This window comes from Paracoccus sp. pheM1 (assembly GCF_018499825.1).
Classification (GTDB): Bacteria; Pseudomonadota; Alphaproteobacteria; order Rhodobacterales; family Rhodobacteraceae; genus Paracoccus; species Paracoccus versutus.
Window position 1 is genome coordinate 1,809,473 of the sequence record NZ_JAGXCX010000001.1, and the last position, 20,660, is coordinate 1,830,132.

Sequence of the window (20,660 nt, forward strand, 5' to 3'; positions counted from 1 at the left end):
GATTTGAGCCCGCCGGCGGCAGCCGCGCCCTATCCGTTCCCGCGCACGAAACGCGCCGCTTCCTCGGCCGCGCGGCGCAGGGCGCGGCTCTTGTTCACCGTTTCCATGAACTCGGCCTCGGGGTCGCTGTCATAGACCACGCCGCCGCCGGCCTGGATGTAAAGCTGCCCGTCCTTGATCACGCCGGTGCGCAGGGCGATGCACATGTCCATCTCGCCATTGGCGGCGAAATAACCCACGCCGCCGGCATAGACGCCGCGCTTCTCCGGCTCCAACTCGTCGATGATCTCCATCGCCCGGACCTTGGGCGCGCCCGAGACCGTGCCCGCCGGCATCCCCGCCAGCAGCGCCGACAGCGCGTCCTCGCCCTCGTTGAGTTCGCCCACCACGTTCGAGACGATATGCATCACATGGCTGTAGCGCTCGATGGTGAACTGCTCGGTCGGGTGGACCGTGCCGATGCGCGCCACCCGGCCCACGTCGTTGCGGCCCAGGTCCAGCAGCATCAGATGCTCGGCCAGTTCCTTCTGGTCGGCCAGCAGGTCGGCCTCCAGCGCGCGGTCCTCGTCGGGCGTGGCACCGCGGGGGCGGGTGCCGGCGATGGGGCGGATCGTCACCTCGCCCTCGCGCAGCCGCACCAGGATCTCGGGCGAGGCGCCGACGATCTGGAAGCCGCCGAAGTTCAGGAAGAACATGAAGGGCGAGGGGTTGGTGCGCCGCAGCGCGCGGTAAAGCGCAAAGGGCGGCAGCGGGAAATCCATCGCCCAGCGTTGCGAGGGCACCACCTGGAAGATGTCGCCGGCGCGGATGTATTCCTTGGCTTTCTCGACCGCCGCCAGATAGGCGGGCTTGCTGAAATTGCTGCGCAGCTCGCCGATCTTCAGGTCGTGGCCCAGGGCGCGCGGCTCGCTGGGCTGGCGGTCCAGCGCGCGCAGCGCCTCCATCACCCGCTCGGCGGCCTGGGCATAGGCGGCGCGGGCGGGCGTGTCCGCGTCATGCCAGGCGGGGGCGCAAAGCAACACCTCGCCCTTGACCCCGTCCAGAACCGCAACGACCGAGGGGCGCATCATCATCGCATCGGGCAGGCCCAGGGGGTCGGGGTTCACGTCGGGCAGCCGCTCGACCAGGCGGATCATGTCATAGCCGAGATAGCCGAAAAGCCCCGCCGCCCCCGCCGGAACGCCGTCCGGCATGTCGATGCGGCTTTCCGCGATCAGGGCGCGCAGGCTGTCCAGCGCCGGGCGGTCGTCGCCCGCGAACTCGTCGGAATAGCGCGCATTGCGGTTGATGCAGGCTTGGCCGTCGCGGCATTCCCAGATCAGGTCGGGCTTCATGCCGATGAAGGAATAGCGGCCGCGAACCTCGCCGCCGGTGACGCTTTCCAGCATGAAGGAATTGGGCGCGGCCTCGGCCAGCTTCAGCATCAGGCTGACCGGCGTGTCCAGGTCGGCCGCCAGCCGGATGGTCAGAAGCTGGTTGCGCCCCTCGGCCCAGCCGCGTTCGAATCCGGCGAAATCGGGGGTGATCTCCATCACTGGACCTGCGCGTTCACCGCATCCACCGCGGTCTGGTTCAGCGTCACGCCGGCCTGCGCCTGAAGCGCGCGAGTGAAATAGTCGAAGACGTCCTGGCGCAGCGAATCCGCCAGCCGGGCCGAGATGCCCTCGCGGATCTGCGCGGCCTCGTCTCCCTCGGTCTCGGCCGGGTGGATCCGGTCCAGCGTGACCAGGAAGACCCGGTTCTCGGCATCGACCACCTCGGTCGCGCCTTCCTCGGCGATCTCGAAGGCCTGGGCCACCACGTCCTGCGGCACGCCGTTGATGAAACCGCCGCGGGCAAGGTTGGTCGCGGGCGTGCCGGGATCGGGGACGGGCTTCTCGGCCGCCGGAGCGGGGCTATCGGTCCCGGACCCGGTCGCGGCGGCGCCGAGGGCCTGGGCGACCGGCGCGGTCGCCGCCGCCGGGGCCGGCTCGATGCCGGTCTCGGCGGCCGCCTCGGCCTCGACGCGGCGTTCCTCGGCCAGGGCGAGCAGCAGGCGATGGGTCTCGTTGCGCGCCCAGTCCTCGGCCACGCGCTCGCGCACCTCCTCGAAGGGGATCAGCGCCGGCGGCTCGATCTCGTCCAGCCGCATGGCGAAGACGCCGCCGTCGCCGGTCTCGAACAGTTCGGGAAAGTCCTTCTCGGTCAGCTGCGCCGCGCGCTGGCGGAATTCGGGATAGGCGTCGATGCCGTTCGGATCGGCCTCGGCGCCCTGGCTCCAGTCGATGCGGCCCAGCTGCATCGGCGTATCCTGCACCATGTCCTCCAGCGCGGCGCCGCCGGCCAGCAGGTCGGCGAACTCGCCCGAGCGCTCCTCGATCTGGCGGCGGGCGCGGTCCACCGCGGCCTCGAGTCGCAGGTCGTCGCGCGCCTCCTCGAAGGGAATGTCCAGCGGCTCCAGGATCGCGTTCATCGAGAACAGCGCCGGCCCCAGGTCGGAACCGGCCGGGCCGGCGACGCCGGGCTCTTCCAGCGCAAAGACCGCCTCGCCCGCGGCGCCCAGCTCGGCCTGGCTCACCTCGCCCAGGTCGATGTCGGCCAGCGTCAGCCCACGCTCGGCGGCCAGCTGCTCGAAGGTGATCTCGCCGCGGTCGATGCGCGCCTTGGCTTCCTCGGCCGCGGCCATGGTCGGAAACACCAGCCGCTCGACCATGCGGCGCTCGGGCTGCTGGAACTCCTCGATCCGGTCCTGGTAAAGCTCGCGCAGCGCCGCCTCGTCGACCTCGACCTCGCCCTCCAGCATCTCGGGGGTCAGCCAGACATAGGTGATCCTGCGGATCTCGGGCGCGGTGAAGCGGTCGGCATTGGCCTTGTGCCAGGCTTGCAGCGTGGGCTCGTCCGGGGTGGCGACCGGCGCGGGCAGATCCTCGGCCGTCAGTTCGCGCCAATGGATGTCGCGCGTCTCCAGCAGCCAGCCCTGGGTCTGCGCCACCACCGGCTCGGGCGCGCTGACCCCGGCCAGCGCCGCGTCCTGCAGGATCAGCCGCGCCATGTCCATGCGCAGATCATGTTCGAACTCGGCCTCGCGTATCCCCTCGCGGCGCAGCGCATCGGCATAGATGGCGCGGTCGAACTGGCCGTTCAGCCCGCGGAAGGCGGCGATGCCGGTGATCTGCTCGGCCACCGCCTGGTCGCCGACCGAGACGCCCAGCCGGTTCGCCTCGGCCTCGAGCGCCGCGGCGGTGTAAAGCCGCGCCAGCGCCGCCTGGTCGACGCCGATGGCCTTGGCCTCGGCGGCGCTGATCTGCCGGCCGGTGCGGGCGGAAAAATCCTGCATCTCGGCGCGCAGGGTGCGGGCATAGTCCTGGGCCGAGATCTCGACATCGCCCACCGCGCCGATGTCGGCCGAGCCGCCCGAGAAATTGGTGACGCCGAAGCCGCCCAGCCCCAGGACCAGCATGCCCATCAGCAACCAGACGATGGTCGATTTGCCCTTGCCTCGCATCTTGTCGCCGTGCCCCGCCATTGTTCTTGTCAGTCAGCGCAAGTCTTTAGGGTGCCGAGGCCCCGGCGGCAAGGGCCGCGACGCCGCGCCGCCTTTACCGCAGATCACAATCCGGTCGGCCGGTCAGGGCCGGAACGCCTCCAGCCGGCGCATCAGCGCGGCGATGCCGTCCCGGTCGGCGTTGGCGAAGGCGATGCGGACATGGCGCGCGCCCTGCGCATCGCCCTCGGGCATGAACATGGTGCCGGGCAGCAGCAGCACCCCCGCCTGATGCAGCAGGCGCTGCGCCAGCTCGGGCGAGGGCATGTCGAACGGATGCTCGGCCCAGGCGAAATAGGCGCCGCAGCCCTTGACGCGCCAGCCGGGAAGCCGCGCCATGCCCTCGGCCATGGCGGCGCGGCGGGCAAGGATCTCGGCCCGCTCGCCCGCCAGCCAGGTGCGCAGGTTCGCCATGCCCCAGGCCGCGCCGATCTGGCCGATCTGGCCGGCGCAGATGGCGACGGTGTCGAGGAACTTCTCGATCTCGGCCAGGCGCGCCGGGCTGGCGATCAGCGCGCCGACGCGATGCCCGGTCAGGCGATAGGCTTTCGAGAAGCTGTAGAGATGGACCAGCACCTCGCCCCAGTCGGGATCGGCGAACAGGTCGTGCGGCGCGCCCTCGCGCGCATCGAAGTCGCGATAGGTCTCGTCCAGCACCAGCGCCAGCCCGCGCGACCGCGCCAGCTCGGCAAAGGCGCGCAGGGTCTCGGCCGGGTATTCCGCCCCCGAGGGGTTGTTGGGGCTGACCAGCACGATGGCGCGGCTGCGGTCCGTGACCAGCCTGGCCGCCTCGGCCGCGTCCGGCACCATGTCCGCGCCGCAGCGCGGGGGAACGGTGCGGATGCCCTGCATGTCGAGCCACATCTTGTGGTTGAAATACCAGGGCGTCGGCAGGATCACCTCGTCCCCCGGCCCGGCCAGGCTCTGGATCGCGGCGCAGAAGGCCTGGTTGCAGCCCTGGGTGATCGCCACCTCTTCGGGCCGGATGGTGCCGGCATAGGCGGCCGACCATTCGCGGGCCACCGCCTCGCGCAGTTCGGGGCGGCCCAGCACCGGGCCATAGAGATGCGCGTCGGGCCGCTCCAGCGCCGCCTGGGCCATGGCGCGGCGCAAGGGCTCGGGCGGCGGCTCGACCGGCGCGGCCTGGCTGAGGTTGATCAGCGGCCGCTCGGGCGGAAAGGTCAGTCCGGCAAGCCAGCGCCGCGCCTCCATGACGGGCGGGCGGAAGGTCGCGGCAAGGGCGGGGTTCAGCGGCAGCATGGCGACGGGCCTCAGTCGGTCAGGCGCAGCGCGCCGAAATCGGGCGGCGTAGACAGGTCGAGGCCCGCGCCGGCTGCGGGCCGGACAGGCTCGCCGCCCTGCCCACGCGCGGTGTCTTGCGGCGCGGCGGAAGGCTCTGCCATGCCGTGCGCCCCCTCGGGCACTGGGGCGGCAGGCGGCGAAGGGCGCGCGTTCCCGGCCGGCTGCGTCCCGGTCGAAACGGCAGATGCATCGGGCGTCGCTTGGGGCTGCGCCTCGGGCGCTGGGACGGCGGGCAGCGACGGCGGCGCGGACCCGGCCGGTTGGGGGACCGTGTCGGCGGATGCTGCGTCCGGGCGGGGTGCGGGGACCGGCGACGGGCGCGCGTCCTCGGCTGGCTGCGTCCCACCGGAAACGGCAGGTGCATCGAGCATCGCTTCGGGCCGCACCTCGGGCGCTGAGGCGGCGGGCGGCGACGGGGATGCGTCCGCGGGCGGTTCCGTCCCAGCGGAAACGACCGGCGCGGCCGGGGGCGGTTGGGGCACCGTGTCGGCGGATGCCGCGTCCGCTGCAAGGGCAGGGGCTGGCGAAGCCGGCTGCGTCCCGGTGGAAACGACAGGTGCCTCATGCGCCGCTCGGGGCTGGGTCTCGGGCGCCGGGGCCGGCAGGGCGCGTTCGGGGGCGCGGTCCAGCGCGGGCACCACCACCTGGCCGGGCGGCGGCACCGGGATCGGCGCCTCGCCCGCCGGATCGGGCAGGTCGATGGGATCGGCCTCGGGCAGGGCGATCTCGGGCGCGGCGGGGCTTTCGGCGGGCGCAAGCGGGCGCAGCCCGGCGGGATCGGCGGGCGCCGGGGCGGTTTCGTCGGCCGGACGCGGCGCCAGCGGGGCCAGGGCGGGGCGCGGCGCCCCGGCGGCAAGCGGCGCCGGGGCCTGCGGCTGCATGTCGCTGGCGCGCGAGAACTCGGACCCCGCCGGGACCGACAGCGCCTCGGCCGCGGGGCCCTGGCCAACGGCGGCGGGCGCCTGCGGATGCGGCGGCTGCGGCAGCGCCAGCGACAGCCCGACCAGCGCCGCGCCGCAGGCCAGCGCGCCATGAACCAGACCCGTCGCGAACCCTCTTGCCATGCCCTTGCCCAGCCCCTGCCCCCAATGCCGCGCCGCATGCGCCCCGGCGCCGTTTTTCTTGCCTCGCGCTCTTGACCCGCGGCAAGGCTTTAGCCCATCTATAGCCGCAGAATTTCCGGGGTTCACCCCCCAATGCAAGGCGCCCCAGCCGGAAGGCCCAGACCATGATCCTGCTCATCGACAATTACGACAGCTTCACCTGGAACCTCGTGCATTACATGGGCGAGGCCGGGGCCGAGGTCGTCGTCCGCCGCAACGACGCCTTGTCCGTCGAAGAGGCGCTGGGGATGGGCGCGCAGGGCATCGTGATCTCGCCCGGCCCCTGCGATCCGGCCCATGCCGGGATCATCGTGCCGCTGATCCGCGCGGCGGCGGACAAGGGCGTGCCGCTGTTCGGGGTCTGCCTGGGCCACCAGGCCATCGGCGAGGCCTTCGGCGGCAAGGTGGTGCGCGCCGGCCGCATCGTGCATGGCAAGACCGACGCGATCAGCCATGACGGGACCGGGGTGTTCGCCGGCCTGCCCTCGCCGCTGACCGCGACGCGCTATCATTCGCTGACGGTCGAGCCGGAAAGCCTGCCCGAATGCCTGCGCGTCACCGCCACCGCCGCGGACGGCACGATCATGGGGCTGATGCACCGGACCCTGCCGGTCGAGGGCGTGCAGTTCCATCCCGAAAGCATCGCCTCGGAACATGGCCACGACATGATCCGCAACTTCCTGCGCCGCTGCTCGAACCTGGACCGCGCCGCATGAGCGCGGCGACCGACATCCGCCCGCTGATCGGCCTGGCCGCCAGCCGGCCCCTGACCGGGACCGAGGCCGAGGCGGCCTTTGGCGCGCTGTTCGAGGGCGCGGCCACCCCCGCCCAGATCGGCGGCCTGCTGATGGCCATGCGCGTGCGCGGCGAGACGGTCGAGGAGATGGCGGCCGCCACCCGCGCCATGCGCGCCCGCATGAACCGCATCCAGGCGCCCGAGGGCGCGATGGACATCGTCGGCACCGGCGGCGACGGCAAGGGCACGCTGAACATCTCGACCGCCACCGCCTTCGTGGTCGCGGGCGCCGGCGTGCCGGTCGCCAAGCACGGCAACCGCAACCTGTCCTCGAAATCGGGCTCGGCCGATGCCATCACCCATCTGGGGCTGAACGTGATGGGCACGCCCGAGATCGCCGAGGCCGCGCTGGCCGCCACCGGCATCTGCTTCATGATGGCGCCGGTGCATCATCCGGCCATGCGCCATGTCGGCCCGGCACGGGCGGAACTGGGCACGCGGACGATCTTCAACCTGCTGGGGCCGATGACCAACCCCGCCTCGGTCAGGCGGCAATTGACCGGCACCTTCGACCGGGTCTGGAACCGGCCCATGGCCGAGACGCTGCGCGAGCTTGGCTCGGAATGCGCCTGGCTGGTGCATGGCGGCGACGGCACCGACGAGATCTCGATCGCCGAGCCGACCTGGGTGGCGCAGCTCAAGGACGGCGAGATCACCGAGTTCGAGATCTCGCCCGAGGATGCCGGCCTGCCCGTCCATCCGTTCGAGGCGATCCTGGGCGGCGATCCGGCGCAGAACGCCGCGGCACTACGGGCGCTGCTGGGGGGCGCGCCGGGCGCCTATCGCGACGCCGTGGTGCTGAACGCCGCCGCCGCGCTGCTGATCGCCGGCAAGGCCGCCTCGCTGCGCGAAGGGGCCGAGATCGCCCGCGATTCGATCGACAGCGGCAAGGCCAGGGCCAAGCTGGCCGCGCTGGCCGCCGAGGTGGGCGCGCCGGCCGAGCCCCATGGCTGAGGGCATCCCCGTTCCCGCCGCCTGGGCCGAACTGCCGTTCTTTCGCCAGGACTGGCCGGCCATCGCCGCCCGCCTGCGGGACCGCGACTGGCTGCCCGGCCCCGCCCGCGTCTTCGCCGCGCTGGAGCTGACCCCGCCCGAGCAGGTCCGGGTGGTGATCCTGGGGCAAGACCCCTATCCCACGCCGGGCCATGCCAACGGGCTGGCCTTTTCGGTCACGCCGGAAACCGCCCTGCCGCGGTCGCTGAAAAACATCTATGCCGAGATGCGCGACGATCTGGGCACCGCCCCGCCGAACGGCGACCTCAGCCATTGGGCGCGGCAGGGGGTGCTGCTTTTGAACACCTCGCTTTCCGTGCTGCCCGGCCAAGCCGGCGCCCATGCGAAATGGGGCTGGGAGAAGCTGGCGCGCCAGGCCGTCGCCCGCGCCCAGGCCGAACGGCCGCTGGCCTTCATCCTCTGGGGCGCGCATGCGCAAAAGGCGCTGGCCGGGCTGCCGCGGCCGCAGGACCTGGTGATCGAAAGCGCCCATCCCTCGCCCTTGTCGGCGCGGCGCGGCTTCTTCGGCTCGCGCCCCTTCGGCCGGGTGAACGACTGGCTGCGGTCGCGGGGCGAGCCGCCGATCGACTGGGCCCTTTCCGAAACCGCCGCCGCGGGGTAAACCGACGCCATGGATATTCTCGACCGCATCAAGGCCTACAAGCTGGAAGAAATCGCCGCCGCCAAGACCGCCCGCCCGCTGGCCGGGGTCGAGGCCGCGGCCCGTGCCGCCACCCCGCCGCGCGGCTTTGCCCGCGCGCTGGAGGGCAAGGCCGCGACCGGCCATGCGCTGATCGCCGAGATCAAGAAGGCCAGCCCCTCCAAGGGTCTGATCCGCCCGGATTTCGACCCGCCCGCGCTGGCCCGCGCCTATGAGGCCGGGGGGGCGGCCTGCCTGTCGGTGCTGACCGACGTCCCCAGCTTCCAGGGCGCGCCCGAGTTCCTGACCGCCGCGCGCGATGCCTGCGACCTGCCGGCGCTGCGCAAGGATTTCCTCTACGATCCCTACCAGGTGGCCGAGGCCCGCGCCTGGGGCGCCGATTGCATCCTGATCATCATGGCCTCGGTCGACGACGCCCTGGCCGCCGAGCTTGAGGACGCCGCCTTCCACTGGGGCATGGACGCGCTGGTCGAGGTGCATGACCGCGCCGAACTCGACCGCGCGCTGCGGCTGAAATCGCCGCTGATCGGGGTGAACAACCGCAATCTGAAGACCTTCGAGGTCAGCCTGGACGTGACGCTGGACCTGGCGCCGCATGTGCCCGCCGATCGCGACCTGGTCTGCGAAAGCGGGCTGTTCACGCCCGCCGACCTGAACCGCATGGCCGAGGCCGGGGTCAGGCGCTTCCTGATCGGCGAAAGCCTGATGCGCCAGCCCGACGTGACCGGCGCCACCCGCCAGATCCTGGGTCTTGCGGCATGAGCCTGACGCATTTCGACGCCCAGGGCCAGGCGCATATGGTCGATGTCTCGGACAAGCCCGAGACCGCGCGCGAGGCGGTGGCCGAGGGCGTGGTGATCATGGCGCCCGAGACGCTGGCCCTGGCGCAGGGCGGCGCGGCCAAGGGCGACGTGATGGGCGTGGCGCGGCTGGCCGGGATCATGGGCGCCAAGCGCACCGCGGACCTGATCCCGCTGTGCCACCCGCTGCCGATCACCAAGGTCTCGGTCGACCTGGCCGCCGACCCCGCCCTGCCCGGCATCCGCGTCACCGCCACCGTCCGCACCGCCGGCAAGACCGGGGTCGAGATGGAGGCGCTGACCGCCGTCTCGACCGCCTGCCTGACCGTCTATGACATGCTCAAGGCCGCGCAGAAGGACATGCGGATCGAAGGCATCCGCCTGCTGTCCAAGACAGGCGGCAAATCCGGCCCGTTCCGCGCCGCACCCTGAAGGGGGAACCCATGATCAGCGTCGAAGAAGCCCGCGCCCGCGTCCTGGCCCTTGCCCCGGCCCCCGAGCCCCGGCAGGTCGCGCTGGCCGATGCGCTTGGCCGCGCCATGGTCGCGCCGGCGCTGGCCCGGCTGACGCAGCCGCCCTTCGACGCCTCGGCCATGGACGGCTATGCGCTGCGCTCGGCCGACCTGCCCGGACCGCTGGCGGTGATCGGCACCGCGGCCGCCGGCCAGCCCTGGCAGGGCGAGGCGTCCCCCGGCAGCGCCATCCGCATCTTTACCGGCGCCCCGGTCCCCGCCGGCTACGACCGCGTGATCATGCAAGAGATGGTCACGCGCGACGGCGACCGGATCACCGTCGCCGAGTCCGGCGGCAACCCCAACATCCGCCCCAGGGGCAATGATTTCGCGGAGGGCTCGGAATTCCTGCCGCGGCGGCCGCTGCGCCCCGCCGACCTGGCGCTGCTGGCGGCGATGAACGTGCCGCAGGTGACGGTCGCGCGCCGCCCCCGCGTCGCCGTCCTGGCCGGCGGAGACGAGCTGGTGCCCCCCGGCTCGGATCCCGCGCCGGGCCAGATCATCAGTTCGAACGACCTCGCCATCGCCGCGCTGGCGCGCGAGGCCGGGGCCGAGCCCCTGGTCCTGCCGCTGGCCCGCGATACCGAGGAAAGCCTGCGCGACCGCTTCGCCCAGGCCGCGGGTTGCGACCTGATCGTGACCATCGGCGGCGCCTCGGTCGGCGACCACGACCTGATCGGCAAGGTCGCCGCCGACCTGGGCATGGAGCGCGCCTTCTACAAGCTGGCGATGCGGCCCGGCAAGCCGCTGATGGCCGGCCGCATCGGATCGGCCGCCATGCTGGGCCTGCCGGGAAATCCCGTCTCGGCCGTGGTTTGCGCGAAACTCTTCATGCAGCCGCTGATCCGCGCCATGCAGGGCCTGCCGCCGGGGCCCGAGCCCCTGCAGGCCACGCTTGCCCGCGACCTACCGCCCGAGGGCGACCGCCAGCACTACCTGCGCGCCCGGCTTTCGCCCGGTGACGGCCTGCCGGCGATCGAGCCCTTCGCCGACCAGGATTCCGCCCGGCTCTGGCTTCTGGCCGAGGCCGACGCGCTGCTGATCCGCCCCGCCCACGACCCGGCCCGCCGGGCGGGCGAGCGCATGGGCTACCTGCCGCTCTAGCGCGGTTAACCGGACATTTACCCGAATCGTCATAATGATTGACGCATGGGACGGGGCGCGCTAGAACATTCTATGAACATGATGGCGGCCGCAGCAGATCGGGGGCAGAGCATGCTGACGAAGAAACAGATCCAGCTTCTTGAATTCATTCAGGCGCGGATGGCTCGCGACGGGGTGCCGCCCTCGTTCGACGAAATGAAACTCGCGCTGGACCTGCGCTCGAAATCGGGAATACATCGCCTCGTGACCGCCCTTGAAGAACGCGGGTTCATCCGCCGCCTGCCGCATCGCGCCCGCGCGCTGGAAATCGTCCGCCTGCCCGACAGCCTCAGCAAGGGTTCCGGCTTCCAGCCCCGCGTGATCGAAGGGGTCGTCCCCGACCGCCCCGCGCCCCTGCCGCGCGGCGCCATGGAAATCTCCGTCTCGGCCATCGAACTGCCGGTGATGGGCCGCATCGCCGCCGGCGTCCCGATCGAGGCGATTTCCGAGGTATCGCATCACATCGCCGTGCCCGGCTCGATGCTCTCGGGCCAGGACCGCCATTACGCGCTGGAAGTGCGCGGCGATTCGATGATCGAGGCCGGGATCAACGACGGCGACGTGGTGGTGATCCGCGAACAGGACACGGCCGAGAACGGCGACATCGTCGTGGCGCTGGTCGAGGGTTTCGAGGCGACGCTGAAACGCTATCGCCGCAAGGGCGGCATGATCGCGCTGGAGGCTGCCAACCCCGCCTATGAAACCCGTGTCCTGCCCGAGGACAAGGTCCGCGTCCAGGGCCGGCTGGTGGGGTTGATCCGCAGCTATTAGGCCGCGCGCCGTTCACTTGCGCGGCACAGGCCGCCGGGCGGCGTTGCGGGTCTTGGCCCGCTGGGATAACCATGGGCCAAAGGCGACAGGTCAAGGATAATCCATGCGCGCTCTGACGTTCCGCATCTTCGCTCTGGCCATGCTGCTTGCGCTGCCGGCGCAGGCCTTCGACACTACGGCCCGCGCCGCCTGGGTCTATGACGTGGCCACCGGCACCGTGCTGATGGAAAAGAACGCCGACGAGTCGCTGCCGCCGGCCTCCATGTCCAAGCTGATGACCCTGAACATGCTGTTCGAGGCGCTGCGCGACGGCCGCGTGGCGATGGACACGACCTTCCCGGTCTCCACCAAGGCCTGGCAGATGGGCGGGTCGAAGATGTTCGTCGAACCCGCCGACCGCCCTACGGTCGAGGATCTGATCCACGGCATCATCATCAACTCGGGCAACGACGCCTGCGTCGTGGTGGCCGAGGGGCTGGCGGGAACCGAGGAAGCCTTTGCGCGGCTGATGAACGAACGCGCCCGGCAGCTCCGCATGACGAATTCGCATTTCGTCAATTCCTCGGGCTGGCCGGACCCCCGGCACCGGATGTCGATGCACGACCTGGGCCTGCTTGCCACCCGGTTGATCACCGAGTTCCCGGACCTCTACAAGAATTTCGCCCTCACCGAATACAACTACAAGGGCCGGGTGCCCTCGAATGCCAGCAACCGCAATCCGCTGCTGCGGCTGGGAACGGGCGACTGGAAGGCCGACGGGCTGAAGACCGGCCACACGCAGGAAGCGGGCTACGGGCTTGTCGGCTCGGCCGTGCAGGGCGACCGGCGCATCGTCTTCGTCATCACCGGCCTGCCCAGCGAAAAGGCCAGGGCCGAGGAATCCGAGCAGATCGTGAACTGGGCCTATCGCCAGTTCACCATGCGCACCATCATCCCCAAGGACGAAATCGTGGTCCAGGCCCCGGTCTGGCTGGGCGACAAGAGCCGCGTCGGCCTGACCACCAAGGACGGGGTCCGGGTGCTGATCCCCGCCGGCTCGCATGCGGGCGTAAAGGCCGAGGCCGTGTTCAACGGCCCCATCGAGGCGCCGATCGCCCAGGGCGACCAGCTGGGCGAGCTGATCGTGGACATCCCCGGCGCCGGGCAATCGCGCCTGCCACTGTTCGCCGCCAGCGACGTCGCCCGCACCGGCGTGCTGGGCCGCATGCAAAGCGCAGCCTTCCGCCTGGGCGAAAGGGCCGTCCAGGCGGTGCGCAACTGACGCCGCGCCCGCCATGTTCATCAGCTTCGAGGGCATCGACGGATCGGGAAAATCCACCCAGGCGCGGCGGCTGGCGCAGGCGCTGAATGCGCGCGGCACCGAAACGCTGCTGACCCGCGAACCCGGCGGCAGCGCCGGCGCCGAGGAAATCCGCCGCCTGCTGGTCGAGGGCGGCGGCGAGCGCTGGTCCCCCGAAACCGAGCTGCTGCTGTTCACCGCCGCCCGCCGCGACCATGTCGAGCGGCTGATCCGGCCGACGCTGGAACGCGGCGCCTGGATCGTCACCGACCGCTTCGCCGATTCCAGCCGGGTCTACCAGGGCCTCGCCCGCGCCGACCTGCGGCAACTGGTCGAGGAGCTGCACCGGCTGACCATCGGCATCGAGCCCGACCGCACCTTCATCATCGACATCGACCCGGCGGTGGCATTGGCCCGCGGCCAGGCCCGCGGCGGGGCCGAGGACCGCTTCGAAACGCTGGGCCTGGGCTTCCAGCAGAAACTGCGCGCAGGCTTCCTGGCCCTTGCCGCCGAGGCGCCCGGACGCATTCGGGTAATCGACGGCCGCGGCAGCGAGGACGAGGTTGCCGCCCGCGTTCTGGCCGCCCTGACATGAGCAGATCCGGCATGAACGACGAGCCGCTGCCCGAACCCGACCGCGTGCCGGGCGCCCCCCATCCCCGCGATGCGGCCCGCATCATCGGCCAGGACGCCGCGGTCGCGGATTTCCTGGCCGCCGCCCAGGCGCATCGGCTGCACCATGCCTGGCTGATCTCGGGCCCGCGCGGCACCGGCAAGGCCACCCTGGCCTGGACCGTCGCCAAATGGCTGCTGAGCGGCGCCGCGACACCCGACCTGACCACGCCGCAGGACGATCCGACCGTCCGCCGCATCCGGGCGCTGTCCGAGCCGCGGCTGCACCTGGTCCGGCGCCCGGTCGATGACAAGACCCTGCGCCTGCGCGCCGAGATCACCGTGGACGAAATCCGCCGCCTGCAGGGCTTTTTCCACATGAGCGCGGTCGAGGGCGGGCGCCGCGTCGCCATCATCGACGCCGCGGACGAAATGAACCAGGCCGCCGCCAACGCGCTGCTGAAACTGCTGGAGGAGCCGCCGCAGCATGCGACGCTGCTGCTGGTCGCGCATCAGCCGGCGCGGCTTCTGCCGACGATCCGCTCGCGCTGCCGCGAATTGCGGCTGCACCCGCTGAGCCCCGAGGACATGGGCCGGGTGCTGCACGACCTTGGGCTCGACCACGACGCGGCGCGGCTGGCGGCGCTGTCCGGCGGCTCGATCGGCGAGGCGCTGCGGCTGGCCGGCCAGGACGGGCTGGCGCTTTACCAGCGCATCACCGGGCTTTTCGCCGAATATCCGCGCATGGACCGCCGCGCCGCCGCCGCCCTGGCCGATCTGGCGGCGGGACGCGCAGGGGCCGAGGGCGATCCCTTCGACCTGGTCGTGACCCTGCTCGACCGTTTCCTGACCCGCGCGGCGCGCACCGGCCTTTTGGGCGCCCCCCTGCCCGAGGCGGCCGAGGGCGAGGCCGAGGTGCTGGGCCGCGTCGCCCCCGACCCCGCGGCGGCACGGCTTTGGGCCGCCGCCCAGGCCGAGCTGTCGGCGCGGGCCCGTGCCGGCCGGGCGGTCAACCTTGACCCTTCCGCGCTGGTGTTGGATATGCTGGTCGGGCTTGCGAACCAGCCCGCCGTCTGACGGAAACCGATCATGCCCGAATCCGATCTTCCCATCCTGGTGGACAGCCATTGCCACCTGGACTTCCCCGATTTCGACGGCCAGCAGGCCGAGCTGGTCGCGCGCGCCCATGCGGCGGGCGTCACCCGCATGGTGACGATCTGCACCCGGCTGCGCAACGAGCCCGCCGTGCGCGCCATCGCCGAGGCGCATCCGGGCGTCTTCTATGCCGCCGGCACCCATCCGATGCATGCCGCCGAAGAGCCGCTGGCCACGGTCGAGGAACTGGTGGCCCTGTCGCGCCATCCGCGTTTCGTCGGCATCGGCGAGACCGGGCTCGACTATCACTATACCGCCGACAGCGCCGCCGTTCAGGCCGAAAGCCTGCGCATCCATATCGAGGCCGCGCGCCGCACCGGCCTGCCGCTGATCGTGCATTCCCGCGATGCGGACGAGGACATGGCCCGCATCCTGACCGAGGAACATCGCGCCGGCGCCTTCACCGGCGTGATGCATTGCTATACCAGCGGGCGCGAATTGGCGCGGGTGGCGCTGGACCTGGGCTTCTACCTGTCCATGTCGGGGATCGCGGCCTTCCCGCGCTCGACCGAGATCCGCGAGATCTTCGCCGCCGCCCCCGCCGACCGCATCCTGGTCGAGACCGACGCGCCCTACCTCGCCCCGCCGCCCCATCGCGGCAAGCGCAACGAGCCGGCCTTCGTCGCCCATACCGCAAAGGTCGGCGCGGACCTGCTGGGCATGACCCAGCACGAATTCGCCAGCCTCACCACGCTGAACTTCGAGCGGTTGTTTCGCAAGGCCGCGGCATGATCCGCGCCACCGTCCTGGGCTGCGGCTCCTCGGGCGGCGTGCCGCGGCTGGGCAATCGCTGGGGCGAATGCGATCCGGCGAACCCGCGCAACCGCCGCCGCCGCTGCGCGCTCCTGGTCGAGCGCTTCGGCCATGACGGGGTGACGCGCCTGCTGGTCGACACCGGCCCCGACCTGGTGCCGCAGCTGCTGGACGCGGATGTCGCAGAACTGGACGCGGTGGCCTATACCCATGCCCATGCCGACCATATCCACGGCATCGACGACCTGCGGCAGATCGTCTTCAACATGCGCCGGCGGATGCCGGTCTGGGCCGACCTGCCGACCGCGGCGGCGCTGAAGACCCGCTTTGGCTATATCTTCGAGACGCCGCCCGGTTCCTCCTACCCGCCGATCTGCGATTTGCAGCCGATCCGCGGCCCCTTCGCCATCGAGGGCGCGGGCGGCAGCATCGAACTTGCACCCTTCGAGGTCAACCACGGCGACATGAACGCGCTTGGCTTTCGCATAGGCGGGGTCGAGCAGAGCCTGGTCTACCTGCCCGACGTGCTGGCGATCCCCGAGGACGCCTGGCCGACGATCATGGGTTGCGAGGTGTTCATCTGCGACGCGCTGCGGCGCATCCCGCATCCCAGCCACGCCCATCTGGCGCTGACGCTGGAATGGATCGCGCGTTCGGGCTGCGCGCGGGGGGTCCTGACCAACATGCATGTCGACCTGGATTACGACGCCATGATGCGCGAGACGCCCGAGAATGTGGTGCCCGCCCATGACGGGATGCGGATCGAGCTGATATGACCGCACTTTTCGACGTCATCCTGCCGGTTTTCCTGGTGGTTGGCTTCGGTTATCTGGTCTGCTGGCGCAAATGGCTGACCGAGGTCGCGGTCGATGGCGTCATGCGCTTTGCCCAGAACTTCGCCCTGCCGGTGCTGCTGTTCGGCGCCATCGCCGGGCTGGACCTGGGCGCGAACTACAACCCGCTGCTGCTCCTGGCCTTCTACAGCGGCGCGCTCTTGTCCTTTGCACTGGGAACCGTCCTGGCGTTTCGCTGGCTCCGGCGGCCCATCGAGGACGCCATCGCCATCGGCTTCGTCTGCCTGTTCTCGAACTCGCTGCTGCTGGGCGTGCCGATCACCGAGCGCGCCTATGGTCCCGAGGCGCTGCTGGGCAATTTCACCATCATCTCGCTGCATTCTCCGCTGCTTTACACCTTCGGCATCACCGCGATGGAATTCGCCCGCGCCCGCGGCCAGGACCTGTCGGTCGGCGGGGTGGCCCTGCGGGCGCTGTCGGGGGTGCTGCATACGCCGCTGGTCATCGGCATCCTTTGCGGCTTTGCCGTGAACCTGCTGACCCAGGCCGGGCTGGTCCTGCCCGAGGGTTTCTGGGCCGCGGTCAGAATGATGTCCAGCGCGGCGCTGCCGGCAGCGCTGTTCGGGCTGGGCGGCGTGCTGTACCGCTATCGCCCCGAGGGCGAGGCGCGGGCCATCGCGCTGTGCTGCTGCATTTCGTTGCTGCTGCATCCGGGCGTGACCTTCGGGCTGGGCAAGCTGTTCGCGCTGAGCGTGGCCGAGATGCGCTCGGCGGTGATGACGGCCGCCATGCCGCCGGGGGTCAACGCCTATCTTTTCGCGTCGCTTTACGGGGTGGCCAAGCGGGTTTCGGCCTCGGCGGTGCTGATGGCGACGGGGTTGTCGATGCTGTCGGTCTGGTTCTGGCTCGGCGCCCTGCCCTGATGCGCGAACGCCGCCCCGAAGGGCGGCGTCCGGTTCTACCTTGGGGTCAGCCCCCTGAGCCGTTCCGAGCGCCTGCGCAGGAGCTCGACGGTGGTGAGGAGCGCGATGGAGAAGATGACCAGCAGCGTGGCGACGGCGAGGATGGCGGGCGAGATCTGCTCGCGGATGCCGTTCCACATCTGCCGCGGTATGGTCTGCTGGTCCGGCCCGGCGATGAACAGCACCGCCACCACCTCGTCGAAGGAGGTCACGAAGGCAAACAGCGCCCCCGAGATCACGCCGGGCAGGATCAAGGGCATGGTGATGCGGAAGAAGGTCGTGCGCGGGTTCGCCCCCAGGCTCGCCGCCGCCCGGTTCAGCGACTGGTCGAAGCCGATCAGCGTCGCCGTCACCGTGATGATGACGAAGGGAATGCCCAGCGTGGCATGGGCCAGGATCACCCCCAGGTAGGTGCCCGCCAGCCGGCCGCATTCCGGGTCCAGCCCGATCCAGCTCAGCGGCTCGCAGGGGTTCGAGTAGAAGAAGAACATCCCCGTCGCGGTGATGATGATCGGCACGATCATCGGCGAGATCAGCATGGCCATGATCGCCCGGCGCCAGGGCATCTCGGGCCGCGACAGACCCAGCGCCGCCAGCGTGCCCAGCACCGTGGCCAGGATGGTCGAGAAAAAGCCGATGATGATCGAGCTTTTCGCCGCATTCACCCATTTCGCGTTCTGCCAGGCATCCGCCCACCAGCTCAGGTCGCGCGGCGCGTCCGGCCGCGCCATGCCGAAGGTCAGCAGGCTGTCGTACCAGCGCAGCGAATAGCCCTCGGGGTCGAAGGACAGCATCCGGTCGGTGAAGGTGAAATAGGGCTCGGCGTTGAAGCTCAGCGGGATCACCACCACGATGGGCGCGATCAGGAAGAAGAAGATCGCGCCGCAGATCACCAGATAGGCGTAGTGCCAGACCTTCTCCAAGGGCGATGCGTAAGTCGGAAGCGCCATGGCGATTACCCCAGTTTCAGGTTGTCGATGCCGACGAGCCGGTCGTAGACCCAGTAGAGGATCAGCACGCCCCCCAGAAGCAGCGCCGCCAGCGCGGCCGCCATGGACCAGTTCAGCGTCTGCGTCATGTGCATCGCGATCATGTTCGAGATCAGCTGCCCCGACGAGCCGCCGACCAGCGCGGGGGTGATGTAGTAGCCCACCGCCAGGATGAACACCAGGAGCGCCCCCGCCCCCAGCCCCGGCAGGGTCTGCGGGAAATAGATCCGGCGGAAGGCGGTCCAGCTGGTCGCCCCCAGGCTGCGCGCGGCGCGCACATAGCTGGGATTGATCGTGCGCATCACCGAATAGAGCGGCAGGATCATGAAGGGCAGCAGGATATGGGTCATGGCGATGATCGTGCCGGTCTGGTTGAAGATCATCTGCAGCCGCTGGGTGTTGCCGATCACCCCCAGCCAGACCAGCACGTCGTTGACCACGCCCTGCTGCTGCAGCAGCACGATCCAGGCCGTGGTCCTGACCAGCAGCGAGGTCCAGAACGGCAGCAGCACCAGGATCATCAACAGGTTCGACTGCCGCATCGGCAGCGTCGCCAGCAGATGCGCGACCGGAAAGCCCAGAAGGAAGGTGGTGAAGGTGATGACCAGCGACAGCCAGAAGGTGCGCATGAACAGCTTGACATAGATCTGCTGCTGCGCCGGGGCGGCAACCACCTCGCCCTGGTCGTCGCGGGTGCGGTCGACCGCCGCCAGGTAGAAGTTGCTGGTATAGGGCGAGGAGGCCTCGCGCATCACCGACCACAGCCTGGGATCGCCCCATTTCGCGTCCATCTCGAGGATGGCTTCGCGATAGGGCGGCTCGATGCCGCCGCGGGCCTGGCGCCCGGCCGAGGTGAACAGCGAGCGCGTGCCCGGCATGTCGTAGTTGATGCGGGTGCCGACGACGCCGACGGTGCGCGCCTGGGCGGCGGCGGTCAGGTCGGCGGCCAGCGCCGCCCAGGCGGCATCGTCGGGTTCGGTGCCGCGGGGGTTGTCGTGGAACCAGGCCGAGAGCTGCGGCATGTTGGCCGAGAAGCCGTCGTTCTTGACCGAGCGCTGCAGCATCTGCCCGATCGGCACCACGAAGGTGATCAGGATGAACAGCAGGAGCGGCAGCACCAGCAGGAACGCCCGCCGACGCGCACGACGCGAACTCCGCGCAAGCGCAGACTTCAACGGACGACCGTCCGCGGTTCTCAGCGTGCCGCCTTGGTCAAGGCCGCCGGCCTCGGTCACGATGGCGGCATGGGGGTCGAGGGCTTTGGCCATCTTGGTCCTTTGTCGGGCAATCCGGGGTCGAAGCCGCGGCCCGGACGGTCCGGGCCGCGGCATTGCGCAGGTCAGTTGGCGGCCAGCCAGCCGTTGAAACGCTCGGCCAGTTCGGCGGAATGGTCGGCCCAGAACTCCGGGTCGTCCATGACGGCGGTCTTCATATGCTCTTCGCTGGTGGGCATGTGCGGCGCCATCTCGGTCTTGCCGTCCTGGAACAGCCCGACCAGCGCCGCCGAGCTTTTCCGCGACGGGCCATAGGCGATGTATTTCGCCTGGTTGGCCAGCTGCTCGGTCGCGGTGGCGAATTTCAGGTATTCCAGCGCCGCCTCGGGGTTGGGCGAGCCCTTGGGAATGGCGAACATGTCCATGTCCATGTATTGCCCGTCCCAGATGATCTCGAAGGGCTTGCCCTCGCCGACCATGGCGTCGAAGAAGCGGCCGTTATACCCGGTGGCCATCACCACCTCGCCATCGGCCAGCAACTGCACCGGCTGGGCCCCGGCCTCCCACCAGACCACGTCGCCCTTGATGGTGTCGAGCTTGGCGAAGGCCTGGTCCACGCCCTCGGGCGTGCCCAGCACCTCATAGATCTGGTCGGGCGCCACGCCATCGGCGATCAGCGCCAGATACAGGGTGCGCTTGGGGTTCTTGGGCAGGCCGCGCTTGCCGGGGAACTTGGCGGTGTCGAAGAAATCCGCCGCGGTCGAGGGTTTCTCGCCGTCGAATTTCGTGCTGTCGAAGGCGATGACCGTGCCCCAGAAGATGTTCGCCACCGCGCATTCCTGAAGCGCGCCGGGGATGAAATCCTCGGTCGCGGGCGTGCCGTCGGGGGCGGGCGGCAGGATGGCGGGGTCGATCTCGACCAGCGCGCCCTCGTCGCAAAGCCGGATCGCGTCCGAGACCTCGATGTCGAACACGTCGCCGGTAATGTTGCCCGCCTCGACCTGCGCCTTCAGCGGCGTGGCCGGGTTGTCGGCGGCCAGCATGTTCACCTTGATGCCGGTCTGCTCGGCGAAGGGGATGTTATAGGCCTCGACCTGCGAACGCTCATAGGCGCCGCCCCAGGAGACGACGTTGACCTCCTTGTTCTGGGCCTGCGCCGCAAGGCCAAGGCTGCACAGCGCCGAGGTCAGGATCAATGTGGTTTTCATGTTCTACTCCCGTTGGTTTTGCGGCTCTTTGGCCGCTCTTTGCCCGTTCGGGCTTGCCGGGTGGCCGCGGCGGGACGCTCCCGCCGCGGG

Annotated in this window: 20 protein-coding genes; 13 read left to right on the forward strand and 7 right to left on the reverse strand. The window is 70.4% G+C overall.

The window, feature by feature from the left end; translation table 11 throughout:
* Positions 1–29: 29 nt before the first annotated feature.
* The 4 genes from trpE to KF941_RS09305 all read right to left on the reverse strand — a co-directional run bounded on the left by trpE (position 30) and on the right by KF941_RS09305 (position 5,889).
* On the reverse strand, positions 30–1,532 hold the full coding sequence (trpE, locus tag KF941_RS09290; protein ID WP_214273181.1) for an anthranilate synthase component I: 1,503 nt from the start codon (positions 1,530–1,532) through the stop codon (positions 30–32).
* Entirely contained in the window at positions 1,532–3,484 is a 1,953-nt protein-coding gene (locus KF941_RS09295; protein ID WP_214273182.1) for a peptidylprolyl isomerase, read from the reverse strand. Before KF941_RS09295 ends, trpE begins: the two co-directional genes overlap by 1 nt.
* Positions 3,485–3,607: 123 nt before the next feature.
* Positions 3,608–4,783 (reverse strand): aminotransferase, encoded by a 1,176-nt coding sequence (locus tag KF941_RS09300; RefSeq protein ID WP_214273183.1) that lies wholly within the window; start codon positions 4,781–4,783, stop codon positions 3,608–3,610.
* Positions 4,784–4,794: 11 nt separating this feature from the next.
* Positions 4,795–5,889: a hypothetical protein gene (locus KF941_RS09305; RefSeq protein WP_214273184.1), complete on the reverse strand. Its 1,095-nt coding sequence runs from the start codon at positions 5,887–5,889 to the stop codon at positions 4,795–4,797.
* 164 nt (positions 5,890–6,053) lie between these two features.
* Between KF941_RS09305 and KF941_RS09310 the strand changes: the two genes are divergently transcribed.
* The 13 genes from KF941_RS09310 (at position 6,054) to KF941_RS09370 (ending at position 17,120) form a co-directional block, all read left to right on the forward strand.
* Complete coding sequence (locus KF941_RS09310) at positions 6,054–6,644, forward strand: aminodeoxychorismate/anthranilate synthase component II (protein ID WP_036751810.1); 591 nt, start codon at positions 6,054–6,056, stop codon at positions 6,642–6,644.
* A complete protein-coding gene (gene trpD / locus KF941_RS09315) occupies positions 6,641–7,678 on the forward strand; it encodes an anthranilate phosphoribosyltransferase (protein WP_036751813.1) in 1,038 nt (345 codons plus the stop codon). Before KF941_RS09310 ends, trpD begins: the two co-directional genes overlap by 4 nt.
* Positions 7,671–8,339, forward strand: coding sequence for a uracil-DNA glycosylase (locus tag KF941_RS09320; protein ID WP_214273185.1), 669 nt, complete (start codon positions 7,671–7,673; stop codon positions 8,337–8,339). Before trpD ends, KF941_RS09320 begins: the two co-directional genes overlap by 8 nt.
* A gap of 9 nt (positions 8,340–8,348) precedes the next feature.
* The gene (gene trpC / locus KF941_RS09325; RefSeq protein ID WP_214273186.1) at positions 8,349–9,140 is read left to right on the forward strand and encodes an indole-3-glycerol phosphate synthase TrpC; all 792 of its coding nucleotides are present in this window, start codon (positions 8,349–8,351) and stop codon (positions 9,138–9,140) included.
* Positions 9,137–9,610: a cyclic pyranopterin monophosphate synthase MoaC gene (gene moaC, locus KF941_RS09330; protein ID WP_036751819.1), complete on the forward strand. Its 474-nt coding sequence runs from the start codon at positions 9,137–9,139 to the stop codon at positions 9,608–9,610. The genes trpC and moaC overlap by 4 nt, the downstream gene beginning before the upstream one ends.
* A gap of 11 nt (positions 9,611–9,621) precedes the next feature.
* Positions 9,622–10,794, forward strand: coding sequence for a gephyrin-like molybdotransferase Glp (gene glp / locus KF941_RS09335; protein WP_214273187.1), 1,173 nt, complete (start codon positions 9,622–9,624; stop codon positions 10,792–10,794).
* A gap of 111 nt (positions 10,795–10,905) precedes the next feature.
* Positions 10,906–11,604 (forward strand): transcriptional repressor LexA, encoded by a 699-nt coding sequence (gene lexA / locus KF941_RS09340; RefSeq protein WP_036751856.1) that lies wholly within the window; start codon positions 10,906–10,908, stop codon positions 11,602–11,604.
* A 103-nt stretch (positions 11,605–11,707) separates the two neighbouring features.
* Entirely contained in the window at positions 11,708–12,865 is a 1,158-nt protein-coding gene (locus KF941_RS09345; RefSeq protein ID WP_214273188.1) for a D-alanyl-D-alanine carboxypeptidase family protein, read from the forward strand.
* A 13-nt stretch (positions 12,866–12,878) separates the two neighbouring features.
* The gene (gene tmk / locus KF941_RS09350) at positions 12,879–13,478 is read left to right on the forward strand and encodes a dTMP kinase (RefSeq protein WP_214273189.1); all 600 of its coding nucleotides are present in this window, start codon (positions 12,879–12,881) and stop codon (positions 13,476–13,478) included.
* A gap of 11 nt (positions 13,479–13,489) precedes the next feature.
* Positions 13,490–14,572: a DNA polymerase III subunit delta' gene (locus KF941_RS09355; protein WP_214273190.1), complete on the forward strand. Its 1,083-nt coding sequence runs from the start codon at positions 13,490–13,492 to the stop codon at positions 14,570–14,572.
* A 12-nt stretch (positions 14,573–14,584) separates the two neighbouring features.
* Positions 14,585–15,382, forward strand: coding sequence for a TatD family hydrolase (locus tag KF941_RS09360; RefSeq protein ID WP_036751830.1), 798 nt, complete (start codon positions 14,585–14,587; stop codon positions 15,380–15,382).
* A complete protein-coding gene (locus KF941_RS09365; RefSeq protein WP_214273191.1) occupies positions 15,379–16,179 on the forward strand; it encodes an MBL fold metallo-hydrolase in 801 nt (266 codons plus the stop codon). The genes KF941_RS09360 and KF941_RS09365 overlap by 4 nt, the downstream gene beginning before the upstream one ends.
* Complete coding sequence (locus KF941_RS09370; RefSeq protein ID WP_214273192.1) at positions 16,176–17,120, forward strand: AEC family transporter; 945 nt, start codon at positions 16,176–16,178, stop codon at positions 17,118–17,120. The genes KF941_RS09365 and KF941_RS09370 overlap by 4 nt, the downstream gene beginning before the upstream one ends.
* A 35-nt stretch (positions 17,121–17,155) precedes the next feature.
* On the opposite strand, the gene KF941_RS09375 is transcribed toward KF941_RS09370, so the two are convergent.
* The 3 genes from KF941_RS09375 to KF941_RS09385 form a co-directional block, all read right to left on the reverse strand.
* Entirely contained in the window at positions 17,156–18,109 is a 954-nt protein-coding gene (locus tag KF941_RS09375; protein WP_116222912.1) for an ABC transporter permease, read from the reverse strand.
* 5 nt (positions 18,110–18,114) lie between these two features.
* Complete coding sequence (locus tag KF941_RS09380) at positions 18,115–19,416, reverse strand: ABC transporter permease (RefSeq protein ID WP_116170997.1); 1,302 nt, start codon at positions 19,414–19,416, stop codon at positions 18,115–18,117.
* A gap of 71 nt (positions 19,417–19,487) precedes the next feature.
* Positions 19,488–20,570, reverse strand: coding sequence for an ABC transporter substrate-binding protein (locus tag KF941_RS09385; protein ID WP_036751254.1), 1,083 nt, complete (start codon positions 20,568–20,570; stop codon positions 19,488–19,490).
* Positions 20,571–20,660: the final 90 nt, after the last annotated feature.

Excerpts from the sequence above, each read along its gene's own strand:
- trpE (WP_214273181.1), bottom strand. The coding sequence starts at position 1,532 with ATGGAGATCACCCCCGATTTCGCCGGATTCGAACGCGGCTGGGCCGAG.
- KF941_RS09295 (WP_214273182.1), bottom strand. The coding sequence starts at position 3,484 with ATGCGAGGCAAGGGCAAATCGACCATCGTCTGGTTGCTGATGGGCATG.
- KF941_RS09300 (WP_214273183.1), bottom strand. The coding sequence starts at position 4,783 with ATGCTGCCGCTGAACCCCGCCCTTGCCGCGACCTTCCGCCCGCCCGTC.
- KF941_RS09305 (WP_214273184.1), bottom strand. The coding sequence starts at position 5,889 with ATGGCAAGAGGGTTCGCGACGGGTCTGGTTCATGGCGCGCTGGCCTGC.
- KF941_RS09310 (WP_036751810.1), top strand. The coding sequence starts at position 6,054 with ATGATCCTGCTCATCGACAATTACGACAGCTTCACCTGGAACCTCGTG.
- trpD (WP_036751813.1), top strand. The coding sequence starts at position 6,641 with ATGAGCGCGGCGACCGACATCCGCCCGCTGATCGGCCTGGCCGCCAGC.
- KF941_RS09320 (WP_214273185.1), top strand. The coding sequence starts at position 7,671 with ATGGCTGAGGGCATCCCCGTTCCCGCCGCCTGGGCCGAACTGCCGTTC.
- trpC (WP_214273186.1), top strand. The coding sequence starts at position 8,349 with ATGGATATTCTCGACCGCATCAAGGCCTACAAGCTGGAAGAAATCGCC.
- moaC (WP_036751819.1), top strand. The coding sequence starts at position 9,137 with ATGAGCCTGACGCATTTCGACGCCCAGGGCCAGGCGCATATGGTCGAT.
- glp (WP_214273187.1), top strand. The coding sequence starts at position 9,622 with ATGATCAGCGTCGAAGAAGCCCGCGCCCGCGTCCTGGCCCTTGCCCCG.
- lexA (WP_036751856.1), top strand. The coding sequence starts at position 10,906 with ATGCTGACGAAGAAACAGATCCAGCTTCTTGAATTCATTCAGGCGCGG.
- KF941_RS09345 (WP_214273188.1), top strand. The coding sequence starts at position 11,708 with ATGCGCGCTCTGACGTTCCGCATCTTCGCTCTGGCCATGCTGCTTGCG.
- tmk (WP_214273189.1), top strand. The coding sequence starts at position 12,879 with ATGTTCATCAGCTTCGAGGGCATCGACGGATCGGGAAAATCCACCCAG.
- KF941_RS09355 (WP_214273190.1), top strand. The coding sequence starts at position 13,490 with ATGAACGACGAGCCGCTGCCCGAACCCGACCGCGTGCCGGGCGCCCCC.
- KF941_RS09360 (WP_036751830.1), top strand. The coding sequence starts at position 14,585 with ATGCCCGAATCCGATCTTCCCATCCTGGTGGACAGCCATTGCCACCTG.
- KF941_RS09365 (WP_214273191.1), top strand. The coding sequence starts at position 15,379 with ATGATCCGCGCCACCGTCCTGGGCTGCGGCTCCTCGGGCGGCGTGCCG.
- KF941_RS09370 (WP_214273192.1), top strand. The coding sequence starts at position 16,176 with ATGACCGCACTTTTCGACGTCATCCTGCCGGTTTTCCTGGTGGTTGGC.
- KF941_RS09375 (WP_116222912.1), bottom strand. The coding sequence starts at position 18,109 with ATGGCGCTTCCGACTTACGCATCGCCCTTGGAGAAGGTCTGGCACTAC.
- KF941_RS09380 (WP_116170997.1), bottom strand. The coding sequence starts at position 19,416 with ATGGCCAAAGCCCTCGACCCCCATGCCGCCATCGTGACCGAGGCCGGC.
- KF941_RS09385 (WP_036751254.1), bottom strand. The coding sequence starts at position 20,570 with ATGAAAACCACATTGATCCTGACCTCGGCGCTGTGCAGCCTTGGCCTT.